General features: G+C 71.7%; 17 protein-coding genes. 9 read left to right on the top strand and 8 right to left on the bottom strand.

What is annotated here, in order from left to right; genetic code table 11:
* Positions 1–90: 90 nt before the first annotated feature.
* The 4 genes from ACTWQI_RS27645 to ACTWQI_RS27630 all read right to left on the bottom strand — a co-directional run bounded on the left by ACTWQI_RS27645 (position 91) and on the right by ACTWQI_RS27630 (position 5,443).
* Entirely contained in the window at positions 91–1,452 is a 1,362-nt protein-coding gene (locus tag ACTWQI_RS27645; protein WP_443274496.1) for an MFS transporter, read from the bottom strand.
* A gap of 96 nt (positions 1,453–1,548) precedes the next feature.
* Entirely contained in the window at positions 1,549–2,103 is a 555-nt protein-coding gene (locus ACTWQI_RS27640) for an IS200/IS605 family accessory protein TnpB-related protein (RefSeq protein WP_443274494.1), read from the bottom strand.
* A 233-nt stretch (positions 2,104–2,336) separates the two neighbouring features.
* Complete coding sequence (locus ACTWQI_RS27635) at positions 2,337–4,640, bottom strand: molybdopterin-dependent oxidoreductase (RefSeq protein WP_443274492.1); 2,304 nt, start codon at positions 4,638–4,640, stop codon at positions 2,337–2,339.
* Positions 4,641–4,804: 164 nt separating this feature from the next.
* On the bottom strand, positions 4,805–5,443 hold the full coding sequence (locus ACTWQI_RS27630) for a TetR/AcrR family transcriptional regulator (protein WP_443274490.1): 639 nt from the start codon (positions 5,441–5,443) through the stop codon (positions 4,805–4,807).
* 93 nt (positions 5,444–5,536) lie between these two features.
* Here ACTWQI_RS27630 and hmgA point away from each other — a divergent pair, with 93 nt between their 5' ends.
* On the top strand, positions 5,537–6,871 hold the full coding sequence (gene hmgA / locus ACTWQI_RS27625) for a homogentisate 1,2-dioxygenase (RefSeq protein ID WP_443274488.1): 1,335 nt from the start codon (positions 5,537–5,539) through the stop codon (positions 6,869–6,871).
* 26 nt (positions 6,872–6,897) lie between these two features.
* Positions 6,898–7,644, top strand: coding sequence for a GntR family transcriptional regulator (locus ACTWQI_RS27620; protein ID WP_443274553.1), 747 nt, complete (start codon positions 6,898–6,900; stop codon positions 7,642–7,644).
* Positions 7,645–7,696: 52 nt separating this feature from the next.
* On the opposite strand, the gene ACTWQI_RS27615 is transcribed toward ACTWQI_RS27620, so the two are convergent.
* Both ACTWQI_RS27615 and ACTWQI_RS27610 read right to left on the bottom strand, forming a co-directional pair.
* Positions 7,697–8,152: a TIGR03668 family PPOX class F420-dependent oxidoreductase gene (locus tag ACTWQI_RS27615; protein ID WP_443274486.1), complete on the bottom strand. Its 456-nt coding sequence runs from the start codon at positions 8,150–8,152 to the stop codon at positions 7,697–7,699.
* 23 nt (positions 8,153–8,175) lie between these two features.
* Positions 8,176–8,385, bottom strand: a complete 210-nt coding sequence (locus ACTWQI_RS27610; protein ID WP_443274484.1) for a hypothetical protein — start codon at positions 8,383–8,385, stop codon at positions 8,176–8,178.
* A 201-nt stretch (positions 8,386–8,586) separates the two neighbouring features.
* On the opposite strand from ACTWQI_RS27610, the gene ACTWQI_RS27605 reads away from it, so the two are divergent.
* Positions 8,587–9,849: a type ISP restriction/modification enzyme gene (locus tag ACTWQI_RS27605; protein WP_443274551.1), complete on the top strand. Its 1,263-nt coding sequence runs from the start codon at positions 8,587–8,589 to the stop codon at positions 9,847–9,849.
* Positions 9,850–9,933: 84 nt separating this feature from the next.
* Positions 9,934–11,142, top strand: a complete 1,209-nt coding sequence (locus ACTWQI_RS27600) for a CaiB/BaiF CoA transferase family protein (protein ID WP_443274482.1) — start codon at positions 9,934–9,936, stop codon at positions 11,140–11,142.
* 43 nt (positions 11,143–11,185) lie between these two features.
* On the opposite strand, the gene ACTWQI_RS27595 is transcribed toward ACTWQI_RS27600, so the two are convergent.
* Positions 11,186–11,458, bottom strand: coding sequence for a hypothetical protein (locus ACTWQI_RS27595; RefSeq protein ID WP_443274481.1), 273 nt, complete (start codon positions 11,456–11,458; stop codon positions 11,186–11,188).
* Between the two features lie 366 nt (positions 11,459–11,824).
* Here ACTWQI_RS27595 and ACTWQI_RS27590 point away from each other — a divergent pair, with 366 nt between their 5' ends.
* Positions 11,825–13,483, top strand: a complete 1,659-nt coding sequence (locus ACTWQI_RS27590; RefSeq protein ID WP_443274479.1) for a serine/threonine-protein kinase — start codon at positions 11,825–11,827, stop codon at positions 13,481–13,483.
* Here ACTWQI_RS27590 and ACTWQI_RS27585 read toward each other — a convergent pair.
* A complete protein-coding gene (locus tag ACTWQI_RS27585; protein ID WP_443274477.1) occupies positions 13,472–14,278 on the bottom strand; it encodes an SGNH/GDSL hydrolase family protein in 807 nt (268 codons plus the stop codon). The two genes, ACTWQI_RS27590 and ACTWQI_RS27585, sit on opposite strands and share 12 nt — an antisense overlap.
* A gap of 288 nt (positions 14,279–14,566) precedes the next feature.
* On the opposite strand from ACTWQI_RS27585, the gene ACTWQI_RS27580 reads away from it, so the two are divergent.
* The 4 genes from ACTWQI_RS27580 to dnaK all read left to right on the top strand — a co-directional run.
* Complete coding sequence (locus ACTWQI_RS27580) at positions 14,567–15,778, top strand: S8 family peptidase (RefSeq protein WP_443274476.1); 1,212 nt, start codon at positions 14,567–14,569, stop codon at positions 15,776–15,778.
* A 147-nt stretch (positions 15,779–15,925) separates the two neighbouring features.
* Positions 15,926–16,195 carry a hypothetical protein gene (locus ACTWQI_RS27575; protein WP_443274474.1) on the top strand — a complete coding sequence of 90 codons (270 nt, stop codon included), beginning with the start codon at positions 15,926–15,928 and terminating at the stop codon, positions 16,193–16,195.
* Positions 16,165–16,344 carry a hypothetical protein gene (locus ACTWQI_RS27570; RefSeq protein ID WP_443274473.1) on the top strand — a complete coding sequence of 60 codons (180 nt, stop codon included), beginning with the start codon at positions 16,165–16,167 and terminating at the stop codon, positions 16,342–16,344. The genes ACTWQI_RS27575 and ACTWQI_RS27570 overlap by 31 nt, the downstream gene beginning before the upstream one ends.
* 692 nt (positions 16,345–17,036) lie before the next feature.
* The coding region (gene dnaK / locus ACTWQI_RS27565) for a molecular chaperone DnaK (protein ID WP_443274472.1) at positions 17,037–18,228 on the top strand (1,192 nt) is incomplete at its 3' end.

Below are 18,228 nucleotides of genomic sequence, written 5' to 3'. Positions count from 1 at the left end.
GCTCGTCGATCCGTACCTGGGTGTCGCACGGCGACCAGGCGCGTCTCGGTCCTCGAGCTTGGCGCGCGAGGGCGCAGAGCGGCCTGACGACTACGGGAGTCGCTCCGCGCTCGGGCGACCACGTGGTCGGTCGCGTCCGGCGACAGCGGATTCCCGGGGCTCGGCGATATGCGGCGCGCCGGTCGCCGTGGCCGCCGAGGCGAGCAGGACCAAGCCGAGCATGGCGAACGGCGCCGCCGTACCGACAAGGCCCGCCACGAGTCCGGCGGCCGCCGGAGCGGCGACCTGGCCGAGCCGGTTTCCGGTCAGGCGCAGGGCGAGCGCGGTGCTGCGGGCCTCCTCGGGCGCGGACTGCACCACGGTCGTCATGGAGAGCGGCTGCCCCGCCCCCAGGCAGAATCCGATGGCCGCGAGCAGCACGCCGAGTGCCCAGGCGGGAAGGGGAGCGGCGATGCCCGCGCAGAGCAGAGCGGCCGCGACGCAGCTGCCGACCAGCAGGACCGTACGGCCCAGGACCCGGATCAGCGGGTTCATCACGAGCCGGCAGACGATGGTGGCGGCGGCGCGCAGGCTGAGCAGCAGGCCGATCGTCGCCGGCGGAATCCCGCGCTGCTCCCCGACGACCGGGAGGTAGGCGGTGAGCACGTCGGTGGCGGACAGGACGGCGAGGCTGGTGAAGATGCCACCCGCGACGCCCCTGGTGCGCAGGATGCGATGGACCGGCACGCGCGGCCTCCCCTTGGGGGTACTCCCCCAGCTACCGCTGGGGGGACCCCCACCCAGGGGCCCAGGGGGACTACCTCCCCCAGACTCCGTCTGGGAGATGGTCCCAGGGGTGTCCCCAGCGCTCGGCGACTCGCGGTCGGGCACGGCGTCCGGCCGCTCGATCCCCCGCAGCGCGGAGAAGGAGCAAGCGGCGACGGCGGCGGAGACCAGCAGTGCGGCGGCGCTGGTGCCGGCCATCGCCCCGGCCTGCCCGGAGACCACCAGTCCGGCGGCCATCGGGCCCACGAGCTGGCCGAGGGAGGCGCCGATGGTGAAGTGGCCGAAGTTGCGGTCCTGTTCGGCGGGTGCGCTCTGCCGGGCCACGATGCTCTGCGCGCCGATGACGAAGGCCAGATGGCCGAGACCCATCACGCCGCTCCACGCGGCCAGCGCGCCGAGCGAGCCGGCCGTACCGCTCAGCGCGCAGCCGCCCGCGATGAGCACGACACCGACCGGGAGCAGCGGCGCGCACCGCCCCCCGTCCGTACGCCGTCCCAGCGGTACGGCCGCGAACAACGGCAGGAGCGCGTAGCCGGCCGCGATGATGCCGACGGCTCGGGTGTCGGCGCCCAGCGCGAGAGCCCGGTAGGAGACGGCGGGCCGGGCCATGGACACCGCCCCTTGCGCGAACGCGAAGGCGATGACCAGGCGGATCAGCCAGCTCCTGCCGGGCTCTGCGAGCGTCACGGTTTGGGGGCACCTCCCAGCGTTAGCTGGGGGAGATTCCGAAGAGTATTCCCGCGCCGAGTACCACCAGCGAGGTGAGCGCGGCCCACCTGACAGTCAACCACCTGCTCCTGAAGTACGGGCTTGTCCCACGGGTGCCGGGGTGCGGCGGGGGTGGGGTAGTTCCCGGTGCTTCGCCGCGCGGTGGCGGCCGTGAGGAGCGGGTCTGCTCTCGTGGTCCCGACTGGCTGCCGGGCGGCCCGTAGCGTGTGGCCGGTTGACGTCGGCCCAGACGCCCATCGCGCGTTCGGCGATGTTGGCGCCCGCGAAGTGGTCCGCGTGCCCAGCGAGGCCGCAGCGTTCACATACGAACCGGCCGCGAGCGGGCCGGTTCCGCCTCGACACATGCCCGCAGCCCCCGAGCAGGGGCGGGCAGCGTTGCGAGGTGTAGGCCGGATCAACCATGACCAGCGCCACACCCGCGCGCTGGGTCTTGTACCGGCACTGGTCGATCAGCTGGCCGAAAGCCCAGGAGTGGAGGGTGCGCCGCTGGGACCGGTGAGCCCTTGCCCGCCCGCGGATGCCCTGGAGGTCCTCCAGAGCCACCCCGCGGCCGGTGCGTTCGGCCTCGCGCACCATCCACTTGCTGACCTGATGATTCACATCCGTCATGGGTGGCCCGCCGCTCGTCGGGGCGGGAGTCACCCCGCCGCCTGCTCGGCCACACAGTCGCTGCGGCGTTCCATCCACACGCCAATCTCCCGATTCCTCCCCGGACAGAAGGCGCACGAGGCCGCGGGCGCACACGCTCCGACACGCCCGCGCCGGAGTCTCCACGGTGCGGGTGAGGCGCGCCCGCCCTGACAGGGCGCAAGGCAGCGTGCTGCGCAGGCGCGTCTCGCGGGCTATCCAGCGGGCGCTACCTGCACAGGGAAGCCGTTGAGCACCGCCGTGCCCGACAGAGGGTCGAGTCGCGTGCCGTCGAGCAGCTGATTCACATTCGCTCCGGCATCGGCTGCGGCCACGGCGAGCCGCGTGCCCGGCCGGTCGTGGCCCCAGCCGTGGGGCAGGCTGACGACCCCGGTGCGTACGGCGTCGGTCACCTCGACCGGCACCTCCAGCGCGCCACCGTCCCCCTTCACCCACGCCGCCCCGCCGTCGGCCAGCCCGAGCCGGGCCGCGTCCTCCGGGTGCACCTGGAGGGTGCAACGGTTGCTGCCGCCCTTGAGAGCGGGCACGTTGTGCATCCAGCTGTTGTTGGACCGCAGATGACGCCGGCCGACGAGGACCAGCCCGGCGGGCCGTTCCGCGAGCGCCCGGCGTAGTCTCGGCACATCGGCGGCGATGGGCTCGGGGCAGAGTTCGACCTTGCCGCTTCGGGTCTTGAGAAGCTGCGGGATGCGCGGGGCCAGCGGGCCCAGGTCGATGCCGTGCGGGTGGGCGAGGAGCTTCTCCAGGCTGAGGCCGTCCGTCCTCCGGCCCTCGGGAGCGTCGGCTGCGAAGGCCCCGAACCCGTCGCCGTATGGGCCGAGTCGCAGCATGAGGTCGAGCCGCCGCTCCGCGCCGGTGCGGCCGGTGAGCTGCCCGGCCAGTTCCTCCGGAGCGCGGCCGTGCACCGGCGAGTGCGGGTCGGCCACGGCCTTGCCGAGCATGTGGTCGATCGCCATCGCGTCGACGGCGTCCGGTTCCGCGGCCCGGTGCATGCCGCTCACGCACAGCACCAGCCGGGCGAGGATCTCGCACTCGTCGGGCCGGCCGTCCGGTAGAGGCAGGGCCTCGCGGGTGTAGCGGACCTGGTTGCGGACCGCGAAGTTGTTGAAGGCGAAGTCGAAGTGCGGGACCTGCGAGGGGCGGGGCGGGGGCAGCACCACGTGCGCGTGCCGGGAGGTCTCGTTCAGATACGGGTCGACGGCCACCATGAAGTCGACGCTTTCCAGGGCACGGTCGAGCCGGTCGCCGTCGGGCGCGGAGAGCACGGGGTTGGCCGCGATGCTGATCACCGCCCGGACCTTCCCTCCCCTGGCCTCCGGCATGGGGGACCCCACCCCCGGCGTGTCGATCTCCTCGGCGAGCGCGGCGAGCGGAAGCTCGCCCTTGGCTTCCGGGTGCCCGCTGACTCGGCTGCACCAGCGCCCGAGGGCGAAGCCCTTGCCCGGCGCGGGCGGGCGGGGTGCGCGGGCCGTGGCGGCCAGCGGGAACATGGCCCCGCCGGGGCGGTCCAGGTTCCCGGTCAGGGTGTTCAGCACATCGACGAGCCAGTTGGCCAGGGTGCCGAACTCGACGGTGGAGCTGCCGACCCGGCCGTAGACCGCGGCGGTGGGCGCGGCGGCCAGCTCGCGTGCCATCGCCCGGATGTCCTCGGCCGGGACGTCGCACACGCGCGCCACCGCCTCGGGCGTGAAGTCGGCGGTCAGCGAACGGACTTCGTCGACCCCTGTCACATGTCCGTCGAGGTCGCCGAGGTCGACGAGGTCCTCGGCGAAGAGCACCTGCACCAGGGCGGCGAGCAACAGGGCGTCCGTACCGGGGCGTACGGCCACATGGCGGTCGGCGAGCCGGGCGGTGCGGGTGCGACGCGGGTCGATCACCGTGAGGGTTCCGCCGCGGCGGCGCAGCGCCTTCAGGCGGCCGGGGAAGTCGGGGGCGGTGCACAGACTGCCGTTGGAGTCGAGCGGATTGGCGCCGATGAGCAGCAGGTGGGCCGTGCGGTCGAGGTCCGGTACGGGAATCGCGAAGGGGTCGCCGAACAGCAGGCCGCTGGAGACGTGCTTGGGCATCTGGTCGACGGTGCTCGCCGTGTAAAGGTTGCGGGTGCGCAGGGCGGCGAGCAGCAGTGGCGGGTAGAGGCCGCCGGCCATGGTGTGGACATTGGGGTTGCCGAGGACGACGGCGACGGCGTCCGGCCCGTGCTCCTCGATCAGCGGCCGCAGCCCGGCGGCGACCGCGTCGAACGCCTCCTCCCAGCTCGCCTCCTCCAGTTGCCCGGCACGGCGTATCAGGGGGCCGGTGAGCCGGTCCGGATCACCGTCGAGCTCACCGAACGCGGCGCCCTTGGGACAGATGAAGCCGGCGCTGAACACGTCGTCACGGTCACCGCGGGCCCCGGTGACCCGGTCCCCGGAGATCGTCAGCGTGAGGCCGCAGGTGGCCTCGCAGAGCGGGCAGATACGGGGGGCGGTATGGGTGGCACTGGCGGTGGTACGACTCATCGGTCCCTCCCGGGGCGGCGGCGGGCGGCGGCACGCGTCTTCCCCGGCCACCCCCTGGGGCACGCCTCCAAGGGAACCCCACCCGGGCCGCTGGGCCCAGGAGGACTGTCGCCGGGGTTCAGGGCGGTGCCCCCACACGACCATACCGACCGGTTGGCATCCTGTCAGTCGAGGATGCGCGCGAGATATGCGCGCAGCAGCTCCTTCGTCTCGCGGATGATCAGCTGGTCCCCTGCCGGGGTGGTACGGAAGGCCAGCTGCAGCAGCGCGTCGGCGGCCTCGACACCGATCAGGAAGGTGCGCTGCAGCTCGGCGTCGGGGGCGCGGCCGAGCGGTCCGGCGAGCAGATCGCAGAGCCGCTGGGCGACGAGGTGATTGGCACCCCCGTCCCGCTCGGTCGGCGAGGGCACGCTGAAGTCCAGCAGAGCAAAACCGGGCATGTCCTGCTTCATCCCGATATAGACATCCAGGACGATGTCGATGGCGCGGCGCCAGTCCAGTGGCGGGTCCACGCCGAGCCGGTCGGCGTCGACCTGCTCCTGCACCCGCTCGATATAGACGTCGAGGTTCCGGTGCGCGAGCGCATCGGCCATGGCGCGCTTATTGCTGAAGAAGCGGTAGACGGAGCCGATGGGAACGCCCGCACGCTGCGCGACGGCCCGGGTGCTGAGGCCCTCGTAGCCGGTCTCGTCCAGCACCTCGGCGCAGGCATCGAGGATGCGGGCGAGTCGGTCGGCGCTGCGCTGCTGGACGGGCTTCCGGCGCAGGGGCGGATGCGGCTGCTGGTCGGTGAGCGTGTGCACCCGCCCATCATGCCGTGAGGCCTCGTTGACGCACCCCTCGCATCATTCCTATGGTCTGACATAGGAATCGTTGAGCAGCGGCGGGAGCACGCGATGAGCGGTACGGGCAGCGAGCAGGCGAGGAAGACGGCCGAAGGGCTGGAGTACCTGTCCGGATTCGGCAACGAGCACAGCTCCGAGGCGATCCCCGGCGCCCTTCCGATCGGTCGCAACTCGCCGCAGCGCGCCCCTCTCGGGCTGTACGCGGAGCAGCTCAGCGGCACCGCGTTCACCGAGCCGCGCCACCGCAACCGCCGCTCCTGGCTCTACCGGATCCGCCCCTCGGCCGCCCACCCCGCGTTCCGCCGCATCGAAACCGGCGCGCTCCGCAGCGCTCCCTTCGACGAAACCGCAGCCGACCCGAACCGGCTGCGCTGGAATCCGCTGCCGGAGCCGGCGGGACGGGCGGACTTCGTCGACGGCCTGTGGACCCTCGGCGGCAACGGCGACGTCCGGCAGCGCACGGGCATGGCGATCCACCTCTACCACGCGAACGCCCCCATGACCGACCGGGTCTTCTCGGACGCCGACGGCGAGCTGCTGATCGTCCCGGAGCGCGGCGGGCTGCTGCTGCGCACCGAGTTCGGCCTGCTGCGGGTGGAGCCCGGCCATGTGGCACTGATCCCGCGAGGAGTCCGCTTCCGCGTCGAGCTGCTGGAGGCGAGCGCGCGCGGATACGTCTGCGAGAACTACGGGCAGCCGTTCGTCCTGCCCGACCTGGGCCCGATCGGAGCCAACGGGCTGGCCAACCCACGCGACTTCCTCGCACCCACAGCCGCCTACGAGGACCGGGACCAACCGGTCGAGGTGATCAACAAGTTCTGCGGCAACCTGTGGTCGGCGACGTACGACCACTCGCCGCTGGATGTGGTCGCCTGGCACGGCAACCACCTGCCGTACGTCTACGACCTGCGCCGGTTCAACGTCCTGGGCACCATCAGCTACGACCACCCGGACCCGTCGATCTTCACGGTGCTCACCTCCCCCTCCGACACCCCCGGCCTCGCCGGCGTGGACTTCGTCCTCTTCGCGCCACGCTGGCTGGTCGGCGAGGACACCTTCCGCCCGCCCTACTTCCACCGCAATGTGATGAGTGAGTACATGGGCTTGATCGAGGGCGCGTACGACGCCAAGACAGCCGGTCCGGGGGGATTCGTGCCGGGCGGCGGCTCCCTGCACAACATGATGTCCGCACACGGACCCGACCGTGAGACCTTCGACAAGGCGAGCGCCGCCGAGCTCACGCCGCAGAAGATCGACGACGGGCTGGCCTTCATGTTCGAAACCCGCTGGCCCGTGACCCCCACCGCCCAGGCCCTCTCCGCGGACCACCTGCAGCAGGGCTACGACGACGTATGGCAGGGTCTGCAGCGAAACTTCCGGCCGTGACAGCGGACGATCACAGCGGAGCCACCGTGACCGCCTTCGCGCCCGACTCGCTGGTCCTGAACCGCAAGCTGCCGCTGTGGTACCAGGTTTCGCAGTCGCTTCGTGCCTCGATACTGGGCCGCCGCCCGGACGAGCCGCTGCGCCTGCCGACCGAGGGCCGGCTCGCCGAGCACTACGGGGTCAGCGTGCTCACCATGCGCCAGGCCCTCAAGGAGCTGGAGTCGGAGGGCCTGATCAGCCGGCACCGGCGGCGCGGCACCTTCATCGAGCCGACGGCGCAACGCGGTGCGCCGGTACGGCTGCTGGGCTCGGTGGACGCCATCGTGGCCCAGCAGTCCGGTGAGCGGGCCACCGTGCTCGGCCACGGCCCGGCCCCCGTACCGGCGGAGCTCGCGGAGCACTTCCCGGACCTGGACGAGGTCGTGGAGTACCGCCGGCTCCGCTGCGACGGGAGCAGCGGCGAGCCCACCAACTGGGCGGAGAACGCGGTGCGCCCCGAACTCGCCGAGCGAATCGACCTCGGCGATCTGGCGCACTGGCCGATGACCAAGGTGCTGCGCGACGTGGTCGGCGTGCGCATCAGCCGCATCACGGACACGGTCGAGGCGCGCCTGGCCGACCCGGAGACGGCCAGGCTGCTGGACGTACCGCTGCTCAGCCCGATCCTGCACTACACGGGAGTGACGTACGACGACCGGGGCCAGGTCGTCGATGTGGCCCGCATCCGTTACCGCGGCGACCGCTTCTCCTTCACGGTGACCGTGGAGGCTTGAGCAGCGGACGGCGCGGGTGCCGGCGTCTCGTACGGCGCGGGTGCGGGATGTCTCACGGGAGCGTTGCGCACCATCCGCGCCACCGCCGGACGGCGATCAGGACGACGGTCCCGTCCGGCGGCCGATGACGGTACTGCGGGTACTTCTCGCACAGCAGCGCGATCGCGTGCCGGTACTCCGCGGCTGCCCCGGACGCCTCCTCCCCCGCGAGAGCCGGTGGCAGAAGCCGCGCTTCGCCGTCCATCCGGACCCACCACAACCGGTCCCAGTCCTCGTCGTATTCGTCCGCCAGGAGGCACACGGCCGGATTCGCCGCGATATTGCCGAGCCGCTTCAACCGCTGCGTTCGCTTGGGCTTGCGGTCGACGGCGGTCACGATCACGCCGTCGTGCAGCGCGAAAGTCACCGGCACCAGATGCGGGCGGCCGCCCTCGTCCGCGGTGGCCAGCCGGGCCACGCGGCTGCGCGCGAACCGCCGCTGCGCCTCGTCCACCGCCAGGTCCGGCACGGAACCAGCCCCGTCCGGACGCCTCAGCGGGATGCCGAGGCGACCTCGGCCGGCTGGTCGAGGCTGCGCAGGGTCTCGTGGGAGTGCTGCGCGACGAACAGCGAGTCCGAGCCGCGTTCCTCCCGTGCGGGTCCGAGTGCCGTGGGCGTGATGCCGTCGTCCGTGACGGACGTCGAGACCCCGAATTCCATCCGCACGCATCCCTTCTGGCCGGTTCCACGGATCATAGCCATGTTCTACGCCTTTGATTCCTAACCGCCCGATATCCCCGCAAGTCGTCGAAGCCCCAACCCCACGTGGCCCGCTTCACGGAGAAGCGGCGTGGGTACGATGCGGGGCGGCGCCGGGGCGGGAAGGACGCCCGCGGCGGGGAGCGTGCCGAAGCGACGGGAGAGGCGGTGACCTCAGCCGCTGCCGGGGAGGACGACCGCGCCATGGCGGAGGAGAGAGCGGAGGAGCTGACCGCGCCGCTGGGCGCTCCGCTGCTCGCGGACCTCATGCCCTGGGCTGTGGCCCCGCTGCGGATCGGCCGGGCCTGGCCGCTAGGCCCCGACGCCGCCTCGCTGAGGACCCGTTGGGACACCTTGCTGCGTGCGGAGAGCACCGCAGCCCGCGAGGCGCTGCTCCAGCCGTCACGCGCCCGCAGACTGCACTCCGCCGTTCCTCAGCTCCCCGGTCACCTCTCACCCACAGCACCGCTGGCCACGGAGAGCGGCCCCTGCCCGGAGCCGGTCCGAGTCCTGCACGGCCCCTTCGACCGGCAGTGGCTGATCCCGGATCACCGGCTCATCGACGTGGCCCGGCCCGAGCTGTGGCGGGTGGCCGACGAGCACCAGCTCTACGCCATCGAGCAGGGGCACATACCCCAGACGCCCGGCCCGGTGCTGGCCTTCTCCGCGCTGCTGCCGGACGGCCGCTCCTCGGCGGGCCGTCCCGGCCGGATCCGTCCCCTGTACCGCCGGCCGGGCGGCCGCGAGCCCAACATCGCCCCCGGTCTGCCGAACCTCCTCGCCGTTCGCCTCGACCGGCCCGTCACCGCGGAGGACCTGCTCGCCTGGACCGCCGCCGCGGCCGTTCGCCGCACAGCCGGAGGAGAGTGCGCGGTACCGCTGCCGCTGTCCGCCGACGTCTGGGACGCGGGTGTCGCCCTCGGCCGCAGGATGCTGTGGCTGCACACGTACGGGGCCCGCTGCGCCGCCGGACCCGATGAAAGGCCCAAACTCCCCGGCGGGCAGCGGCCCTACGTCCGGTCCGCCATCCTCACCGACCGCCGGGCGCTCCCCGCGTCCCTGCACTACGACCCGGAGGAACGGGCCCTCCTCCTGGGCACGGGCCGCATCGCGCCCGTACCTCCGGCCGCCTGGGAGTTCCACGCGGGCGGTGTCCGCGTGCTGGAGCACTGGTTCGAGCGGCGCACCGGCACGCCCGAGCCCGGGACGCTGGCCGCCGTCCGGCCCGCCGGCTGGCCGAGGGAGTGGACCTCCGAACTCCTCGAGTTGATCACGGTGCTCGCCCTGCTGGCGGCGGTGCGCCCGGAGCGACGGCAGCTGGCCGCCCGACTGGCCGACGGCCCGCGGCTCAGCGCCGCCGACCTGCGGCGGGCGGGCGTGCTCCCGTCACCCGCCGCGTCCCGTCGCCCCGCGTCCGTACTCGACCACCACGAGGAAGGCCCGAACGGCCAGTTCGCCCTGCTCTAGCCGGGGCCCACCGGGCGACACCGGTGGCCCTGTCAGTGATCACGACGGTGACAAAGGCGCCGTCGGCGCGATAGGACCGGGACCATGAACGACTCCGTGGCACCGCAGCCCCTCCCCCTCGACGGCATCACCGTCGTCGCCGTCGAGCAGGCCGTCTCCGCGCCCTTCGCCACCCGCCAGCTCGCCGATCTCGGCGCCCGCGTGGTCAAGGTGGAACGGCCCGACGGAGGCGACTTCGCACGGGCCTACGACACCGCGGTGCACGGACTGGCCTCGCACTTCGTCTGGGCCAACCGCGGAAAGGAGTCGATCGCGCTCGATCTCAAGGAGCCACGCGGTCTGGCAATCCTTCAGCAGCTCATCGCGGATGCCGACGTCTTCGTGCAGAACCTCGCGCAGGGCGCCGCGGCCCGGCTCGGTCTGGACGCGGCGACACTGTGCGGCCGCCATCCGCGGCTGGTCGCGGTCGACATCTCCGGCTACGGCCCGGACGGCCCGTACGCCCACCGGCGGGCGTACGACATGCTCGTCCAGTGCGAGGCCGGACTCGTCTCGGTGACCGGCACGCCCGACCAGCCGGCCAAGGCCGGCATTCCCGCCGCCGATATCGCCGCCGCGATGTACGCCTTCTCCGGGGTGCTCGCGGCGCTGCTGCGGCGCGGCATCACGGGCCGCGGCGGACCGGTGGAGGTGTCGATGTTCGATGCGCTCGCCGAGTGGATGGGGCACCCGCTGTACTTCGGGATGTACGGAGGTGAGCCCCCGGCGCGCACCGCGCTCGCGCACGCCGTCATCGCGCCGTACGACGCGTATCCGACGGCGGACGGCCCACTGGTGCTGCTGTCGGTGCAGAACGACCGGGAATGGCGGCGGCTCGCCGAACAGGTGCTGGAACGTCCGGAACTGGGCGACGATCCGGACTACGCCACCAATGTGGCGCGGACCCGGAACCGGACGAAGACCGACGACGTGGTGGCGCAGGCGCTGGCCGCGCTTCCGGCGGACGAGGCGCTCGCGCGCCTGGAGCGGGCGGGGATCGCCTGCGCCCGGCTCAATGACGTGGCCGAACTGGCGGACCATCCGCAGCTGGCCGCCCGGGACCGGTGGCGGGAGACGGGCTCACCGGCGGGCCCGCTGCGGACGCTGCTGCCGCCGATCACACTGCCGGGCGGCGAGCCGCCGAGGATGGGTGACGTGCCTGCGCTGGGCGAGCACACCGATGCGCTGCTGCGCGCCCTGGGGATGACGGATACACAGGTCGCGGCGTTGCGCCGGGATGGGGTGGTCGCCTAGGCCGAAGCCTTGGCGAGTGATGGCCGGGGCGGGGAAGGAAGGGTCAGCCCCGATTGCCGAAGAGCGAGCGACGCAGCCGCCGCAACGGTGCGAAGAGCGAGACCTTCGACACCCGCGCGCCTCGGTGGGAGCCGACTCGCGGCACGTCGCGGGCAGCGACCTCGCGCATCAGCAGGGTGGCCTCCTCCGTCTCGCGCTGCGGGACGGCGGGGCCGGCCAGCACGGCGAGATGGCGGTCGAGACGCGTACTGGACGCGCCGTTTCCGCAGTTGACGGCAGGTACGCGTGGCCTGCTCCGCATCGTTATCTGCTCCATGACACTCCCCACCCAACGAGGGCACCCGGCCGAGGCAGGTTAACCCTACCCTCCTGTCACGTCACCCACGTATCACAGGGATGGATTCACCTAACCTGCAAGGGTGTTGACGCTCACACCCGAACCGGCCTGCCACGAAGGCGAGTTGACGCCGAGAGCACGCCGTTTCGCTCGGATCGTACCGTTGCGGTGGAACTTCGGCCATGCTGGGCGGTGGCGCCCTTCCCCAGGGGGTACCTCCCGGGCCGTTAGGCCCAGGGGGACTACCTCCCCCAGCTACCGCTGGGAGGTGCCCCCAGGGGGTGCCCCCAGGCGCCGTCGACGTCGCGCGGCCGAGGGGACCCAGCCGTGACCGAAGGTGCTGGCATGCAACGACTGGTGGCGGGCCGCTACCAGCTGCTCGCGGAGCTCGGCCGCGGCGGCATGGGGGTGGTGTGGCGGGCCCGCGACGAGGTGCTGGGCCGCGAGGTGGCCGTGAAGGAGGTGCGCGCGCCGGACCGCCTGGACACGGGTGACGTGGCCCGGCTGTACGCACGCATGGAGCGCGAGGGCTGGGCAGCGGCGCGCATCTCGCACCGCAATGTGGTCACCGTGCACGACGTGGCCACCGATGACGGCCGGCCGTGGATCGTGATGGAGCTGGTGCGCGGGCTGTCGCTGGCCGACGTCCTGGAGGCGGAAGGCCCCATGCCGCCGCAGCGCGCCGCCACCGTCGGCGCCGAGGTGCTGGCCGCACTGTGCGCGGCGCACGAGTCCGGGGTGCTGCACCGCGATGTGAAGCCCGGAAACGTGCTGATCGCGAATGACGGACGGGTCGTGCTCACCGACTTCGGCATCGCGATGATCGAGGGCGGTACGGCGCTGACCATGACCGGGGAACTCGTGGGGTCCCCGGAGTTCCTCGCCCCGGAGCGGGCGCTGGGTCGTACGCCGGGCCCGGAGTCGGACCTGTGGTCCCTCGGCGTGCTGCTGTACGCGGCGGTGGAGGGCCGTACGCCGTTTCGGCAGGACACTCCGCTGAGCACCCTGCGAGCGGTGGTGGACGAGGAGCTGCCGGAGCCGCGCCGGGCCGGAGCTCTGGCACCCGTACTGGCGGGGCTACTGCGCAAGGAGCCGGAGCTGCGCCTGGGGGCGGCGGAAGCGGAGCGGATGCTGCAGATCGCGGCGGCCGGCGGGACCCCGCGAGCTCAGTCGCCTTCGGTGCCGGGGGATGACGTGACCAGGGCCGCGCCCGAGGCCACGCCAGACGAGCGCGGACGGGCCGCCGCGGCGGCGCCGCCGGTCCCGGGCCGGCCCGGAGCCGCGGTCGTCGACCCCGTTCCCGACCACGGGTCCGAGCACCGGCCCGGGCCGGACCGGCCGCGGCGGCGTGCCGCGACGGCCGTCGGCGTACTGGTCGCGGTGCTGCTGGCAAGCGGGGTGACGTGGGCGGTGCTTGAGGAGGGCGACAAGGACGGGAGCACCGCGGGAGCGGCTTCGGCCGGCGGGGACTCCGGCGGCGGGGAGGCGGGACGGAAGAAGGGCGCGGCGGGCCCCGGGAGCTCACCCGGTGCCGCGGAAGGCCGAGGCGGCGAAGAGGGAGGCACCGAGGGACGCGAGAGTTCGCAGCCGTCGACCGATACGCCGCCCGCGCCCACCGTGACGGTGAAGGTGACCGCGGTCCGAGGCAGTTACAGCGGGCCCTGCCCGCCGCCGGCCGCCGAGGCTCCCCACTTCGCCGCGGAGATCACGGTCGGCCGTACCCCCGCCGAGGTGGAGTACCGCTGGCGAACCGGAAGCGGCGAGGGGTCGGACCCCGGATGGAAGACGGCGTCGTATCCGAGCGGCACCAACAGGACGCGGACCGTGGAGCACACCGAACTCACCTATAGGGACGGGGAGACGTACCAGGACTCGATGGCGGTCGAGGTGCGCAGTCCCCGGCGCGTCGAGTCGAACCGCGTGTCGTTCTCGGTCACCTGCGAGGAGGCCCCGACCGGCGAGGCCTCCTCCACATCGGGGACGGCTTCGTTGTCAGGTCGCTGACCGGAGGACGGGGAGGTAGCCACCGGACTGGCCGGCGGCCGTGGGGTGGTAGGAGTTCTCGACGGGCCAGGTGACGCTGTGAATCCACGCGTCGCCCGAGCAGATCTCGTGTCCGGCGAAGGTGGTGGTCACATCACCGAACCCGAAGCCGTGGTCGGCTGCGCGCTTGGCCGTGACGGCGTTGATGTCGTCGGCGGCGGCGTTGAGCGCCGCCCTCTTCCGCTCGCTCATCCCGCCGTTGCAGGTTCCTTCCAGTTTGAAGAGGCGGGGGTAGCCGAGGACGACGACCCGGGCTGCCGGGGCTCGGTCGCGGATCGCCGTGTAGACCTGGTCGAGCTTGCCGGGCAGGGTCGTGGCGACGTAATCGCGCGCCTCCTGGACGCGGCGCAGACATTCGCTCTCCGAGCCCATGACGCAGGTGGTCATCACATCGGAGAAGCCGGCGTCATTGCCGCCGACGGTGACGCTGACGAGTCCGGTGGCGGCGTTCAGGGGTCCGAGTTGACCTGCGACAACATCACCCGTACGGGCGCCGGAGCAGGCCGTGAAGGAGAAGGACGCGACCGGGTTGGCCGCGGCCCAGAGGGCGGGGTGGGCCCGGGAGCTGCGCTTGCAGGACCCGCTGCCGCTGTCGTAACTCCCGGCCCCGACGCCGGATGAGTACGAATCGCCGAGGGCCACATAGTGGGGTGGGTCGGCTAGTTGGGCGGAGTGTGCGGCGCCCGCCCCGGTGAAGGCGAGCGCTGCGGTGAGGAGGGGTGCGGACAGTGCGGCCGCAAATCGGGACAGTTTCATGGATCCTCCCTTAGCAGGATCTCTGCCACATCTGTCGTACCAGCGCACATCCGACACGGGAAGTGTTCATGTCAAAAATGCCCGGCAGCATCCCCACTGGGCATTGCTCCTGTATGACGGGCATATGACATCGCGTCAGAACTCTTGTTCCTCGCCTGCCGGTCACGGGACTCTCATCTGCGGGCGGGGTGCGGACCCTTCCGCTCCGCCCATGCGTACGACCCAGTGCGCATACCCCCCACAGGCGCGCACACCAGAGCGCGCCACCGACGAGGAGGATCCCGCACCATGGCAGTGATACGTACCTCCAAGACCCGGATGGGTACCGCGGTCACGGCGGCGACCGCCGCCGCGCTGCTCGGCGCGATCAGCGCGCTCCCCGCAGAAGCAGCCCCGGCAGAAGGAACCGTGGTCGGGGCCGGCGCCCCTGACGCGGTGAAAGGCAGCTACATCGTCACCCTGAAGCAGAACAGCGGACTGAAGGCCGCATCGGCGGAGGGCAAGGAGCTCATAGCCGAGTACGGCGGCACCGTGCAGCGCACGTACCAGGCCGCGCTCAACGGCTATGCGGCGCGTCTCGACGCCACCGAGGCCCGGCGGCTCGCCGCCGACCCCGCGGTCGACCGGGTCTTCCAGGACAAGAGAGTCAGCCTGGTGGCGGACCAGACCAACCCGCCGTCCTGGGGGCTGGACCGGATCGACCAGGCGAAGCTGCCCCTCGACAAGAAGTACACGTACCCCGACAGCGCGGGCAGCGGCACCACGGTCTACGTCATCGACACCGGCGTGCGTATCACCCACCAGGACTTCGGCGGCCGGGCGAGCCACGGCTTCGACGCGGTGGACAACGACAACACCGCGGACGACGGACACGGCCATGGCACGCACGTGGCCTCGACGGCCGCGGGCACCGCGCACGGCGTGGCCAAGAAGGCCAAGGTCGTGGCGGTGCGGGTGCTCAACGACCAAGGCTCCGGCAGCACCGCACAGGTCGTCGCCGGCATCGACTGGGTGACGAAGAACCACAGCGGCCCGTCCGTGGCGAACATGTCGCTCGGCGGCGGCGTCGACCCGGCGCTGGACTCCGCCGTCCAGAAGTCCATCGCCAGCGGTGTGACCTACGCGGTGGCGGCGGGCAATTCGAACGCCAACGCCGAGCGGTTCTCTCCGGCCCGGGTGGCCGAGGCGCTCACGGTCGGCTCGACCACCAACAGCGACGCCCGGTCCAACTTCTCCAACTGGGGTCAGCGACTGGACGTCTTCGCACCGGGTTCCAGCATCACCGGTGCCTGGAGGACCTCGGACACGGCGACCAACACCATCTCCGGCACCTCGATGGCCTCCCCGCACGTCGCGGGCGCCGCAGCCGTGTACCTGGCAGGGCACACCAGCGCCACGCCCGCCCAGGTCGCCCAGGCACTGACGAACGGCGCGACCTCCGATGTCGTCACGAGCCCCGGTTCCGGCTCGCCGAACAAGCTGCTGAAGATCGTGGAGTGACCCTCCGCATCACTCGGCACACCGCATAACTCCCGCCCCGGGACCGGAAGTTGGCCGGTTCCCGGGGCGGGATCACGTCTTGACGCCCAAGGTCCGGTGCGCGACATTGAAGCCCGGCATCCGGCGCTTCGGGGGGCAAAGTCGCCCATGCGGACCATCAGTGACAGTAGATCCACGACGCGGGACGCCTTCCCACTGCTCGCAGCGGCGGCCGTGGCCGTCGGCGGGATCGGCGTGCTGCTCGCGCTCGTCGACCTGGCCTCGCCGCTGCGAGCACCGGTCACCGTCTTCTTCCTCATCGCCGCGCCCACGGTCGCCGTGGCAGCCGGGCTCCCCGGGCTGGATCCTCCCCCAGACTCCGTCTGGGCGGTGCCCCCAGCCGGAGCGTGGCGGCGGTCGCCGGTGCGGCCGTCGTAGACGTACTGACCGCCCAGGCCATGCTGGCCCTGCATATCTGGTCGGTACGGGGCGAAGTCCTCGCCATCGGCGCGCTCAGCCTGCTGCTCTTCCTGCTGGCCTGGGTGCGACGCCGACGTGAGCGCTCGGTGAGCACCGGGACCCGATGAGTCACTGCGACAAAATTCGAAAAAAGTCCATTCGGGGCTAGTCAGGCAATACGGACCTATGTAGCCTGACAGTAAGCCTGCGGGGCGAGCGAGGGAGCTCGACCGGAGCAGTATCGAAGCGGGGACTACGGTTCTCGTCACAGATGCTGCACCGGCGGCTGAGAGGCCTGAAGGTCGGGGAGACCGGAAGGCGACCTCCATCACCTGATCCGGACAATGCCGGCGAAGGAAGCCCACCTCGCAGGCGCTGTGCGTGCCAAGAGCACACCAAGCCCAGGCCACCGGCCCGGGCTTTCTTTCTGTCATCGACCCGATTCGCACCGTAGCCGATCGCGCGCACCGGGTCAGGTCCCTCCCGCACGACAGCACCGGCCACGCCGATGCCGTGACGCTCGGTGGCACGGGCTTCACCCTCCGCCTTCACGGCGCGGTTGAGCGCAGATCGACGGTCCGGTACGAGCCGGATCCGCCGTGGCCCCGCGCGGTCGAACACGGCCTGCCGCTGGTGGTCGACACTGCGCGGGGGCACCCTGGAGTGGTAGGAGCGCGATCGCCGAGCAGACGCTCACGCGAGCGTCATGGCGGGCCGGTATTCCGGGTAGCCGACTCCATGGCCCTGCCCGACGGTATCGGCCCCCGGCACCGGCATTCGGTGAGTCGGGGACGCGGTGGGTACGTAGAGGAGAGCTGACATGGCACGCTCGGTCGGTATCGACCTCGGTACGACGAACTCCGTGGTGTCCGTCCTGGAGGGCGGTGAGCCCTCCGTCATCACCAATACCGAGGGGGCCCGCACCACCCCGTCGGTGGTGGCCTTCGCGAAGAGCGGAGAGGTGCTGGTCGGCGAGATCGCCAAGCGCCAGGCCGTCACCAACGTGGAGCGCACCGCCCGGTCGGTGAAGCGGCACGTGGGCGAGTCGGAGTGGCGCTTCCCGGACAAGGGCGACGTGGACGGGAAGCGCTACACCGCCCAGGAGATCTCCGCGCGGGTGCTGCAGAAGCTCAAGCGCGACGCGGAGGCCTACCTGGGCGAGAAGGTGACGGACGCCGTCATCACCGTCCCGGCGTACTTCAACGACTCCCAGCGCACGGCCACCAAGGAGGCCGGCGAGATCGCGGGCCTCAAAGTCCTGCGGATCATCAACGAGCCGACGTCCGCCGCCTTGGCGTACGGCCTGGACAAGGAGAAGGAGCAGACCGTCCTGGTCTTCGACCTGGGTGGCGGCACCTTCGACGTCTCGCTGCTGGAGATCGGTGAGGGTGTCGTGGAGGTCAAGGCCACCCACGGCGACACGCATCTGGGAGGCGACGACTGGGACCAGCGGATCGTCGACCACCTGGTCAAACAGTTCAAGAACGCCTATGGGGTGGACCTGTCCAAGGACAAGATGGCCCTCCAGCGGCTCCGTGAGGCCGCCGAGCGGGCCAAGATCGAGCTGTCCTCGTCCACCGAGACCACGATCAATCTGCCCTACATCAGCGCCTCGGCCGAGGGCCCGCTGCATCTGGACGAGAAGCTCACCCGCACCCAGTTCCAGCAGCTGACCGCCGACCTGCTCGAGCGCTGCAAGAGCCCGTTCGACCAGGCGGTCAAAGATGCCCGGATCAAGGTCTCCGACCTCGACCATGTGATCCTCGTGGGCGGCTCGACCCGGATGCCCGCGGTGACCGACCTCGTCAAGGACCTCACCGGCAAGGAGCCGCACAAGGGCGTGAACCCGGACGAGGTCGTCGCCATCGGTGCCGCGCTTCAGGCGGGTGTCCTCAAGGGCGAGGTCAAGGACGTCCTGCTGCTGGACGTCACCCCGCTGTCCCTCGGCATCGAGACCAAGGGCGGCATCATGACCAAGCTCATCGAGCGCAACACGACCATTCCGACCAAGC

This window comes from Streptomyces sp. KR80, assembly GCF_052245555.1.
In the GTDB taxonomy this organism is placed as follows: Bacteria; Actinomycetota; Actinomycetes; order Streptomycetales; family Streptomycetaceae; genus Streptomyces.
The sequence above is the reverse complement of the archived record's forward strand: the minus strand, read 5'-3'. Positions and strand labels throughout refer to the sequence as shown.

Excerpts from the sequence above, each read along its gene's own strand:
- ACTWQI_RS27640 (WP_443274494.1), bottom strand. The coding sequence starts at position 2,103 with ATGACGGATGTGAATCATCAGGTCAGCAAGTGGATGGTGCGCGAGGCC.
- ACTWQI_RS27635 (WP_443274492.1), bottom strand. The coding sequence starts at position 4,640 with ATGAGTCGTACCACCGCCAGTGCCACCCATACCGCCCCCCGTATCTGC.
- hmgA (WP_443274488.1), top strand. The coding sequence starts at position 5,537 with ATGAGCGGTACGGGCAGCGAGCAGGCGAGGAAGACGGCCGAAGGGCTG.
- ACTWQI_RS27610 (WP_443274484.1), bottom strand. The coding sequence starts at position 8,385 with ATGGCTATGATCCGTGGAACCGGCCAGAAGGGATGCGTGCGGATGGAA.
- ACTWQI_RS27605 (WP_443274551.1), top strand. The coding sequence starts at position 8,587 with ATGGCGGAGGAGAGAGCGGAGGAGCTGACCGCGCCGCTGGGCGCTCCG.
- ACTWQI_RS27600 (WP_443274482.1), top strand. The coding sequence starts at position 9,934 with ATGAACGACTCCGTGGCACCGCAGCCCCTCCCCCTCGACGGCATCACC.
- ACTWQI_RS27595 (WP_443274481.1), bottom strand. The coding sequence starts at position 11,458 with ATGGAGCAGATAACGATGCGGAGCAGGCCACGCGTACCTGCCGTCAAC.
- ACTWQI_RS27590 (WP_443274479.1), top strand. The coding sequence starts at position 11,825 with ATGCAACGACTGGTGGCGGGCCGCTACCAGCTGCTCGCGGAGCTCGGC.
- ACTWQI_RS27585 (WP_443274477.1), bottom strand. The coding sequence starts at position 14,278 with ATGAAACTGTCCCGATTTGCGGCCGCACTGTCCGCACCCCTCCTCACC.
- ACTWQI_RS27580 (WP_443274476.1), top strand. The coding sequence starts at position 14,567 with ATGGCAGTGATACGTACCTCCAAGACCCGGATGGGTACCGCGGTCACG.
- ACTWQI_RS27575 (WP_443274474.1), top strand. The coding sequence starts at position 15,926 with ATGCGGACCATCAGTGACAGTAGATCCACGACGCGGGACGCCTTCCCA.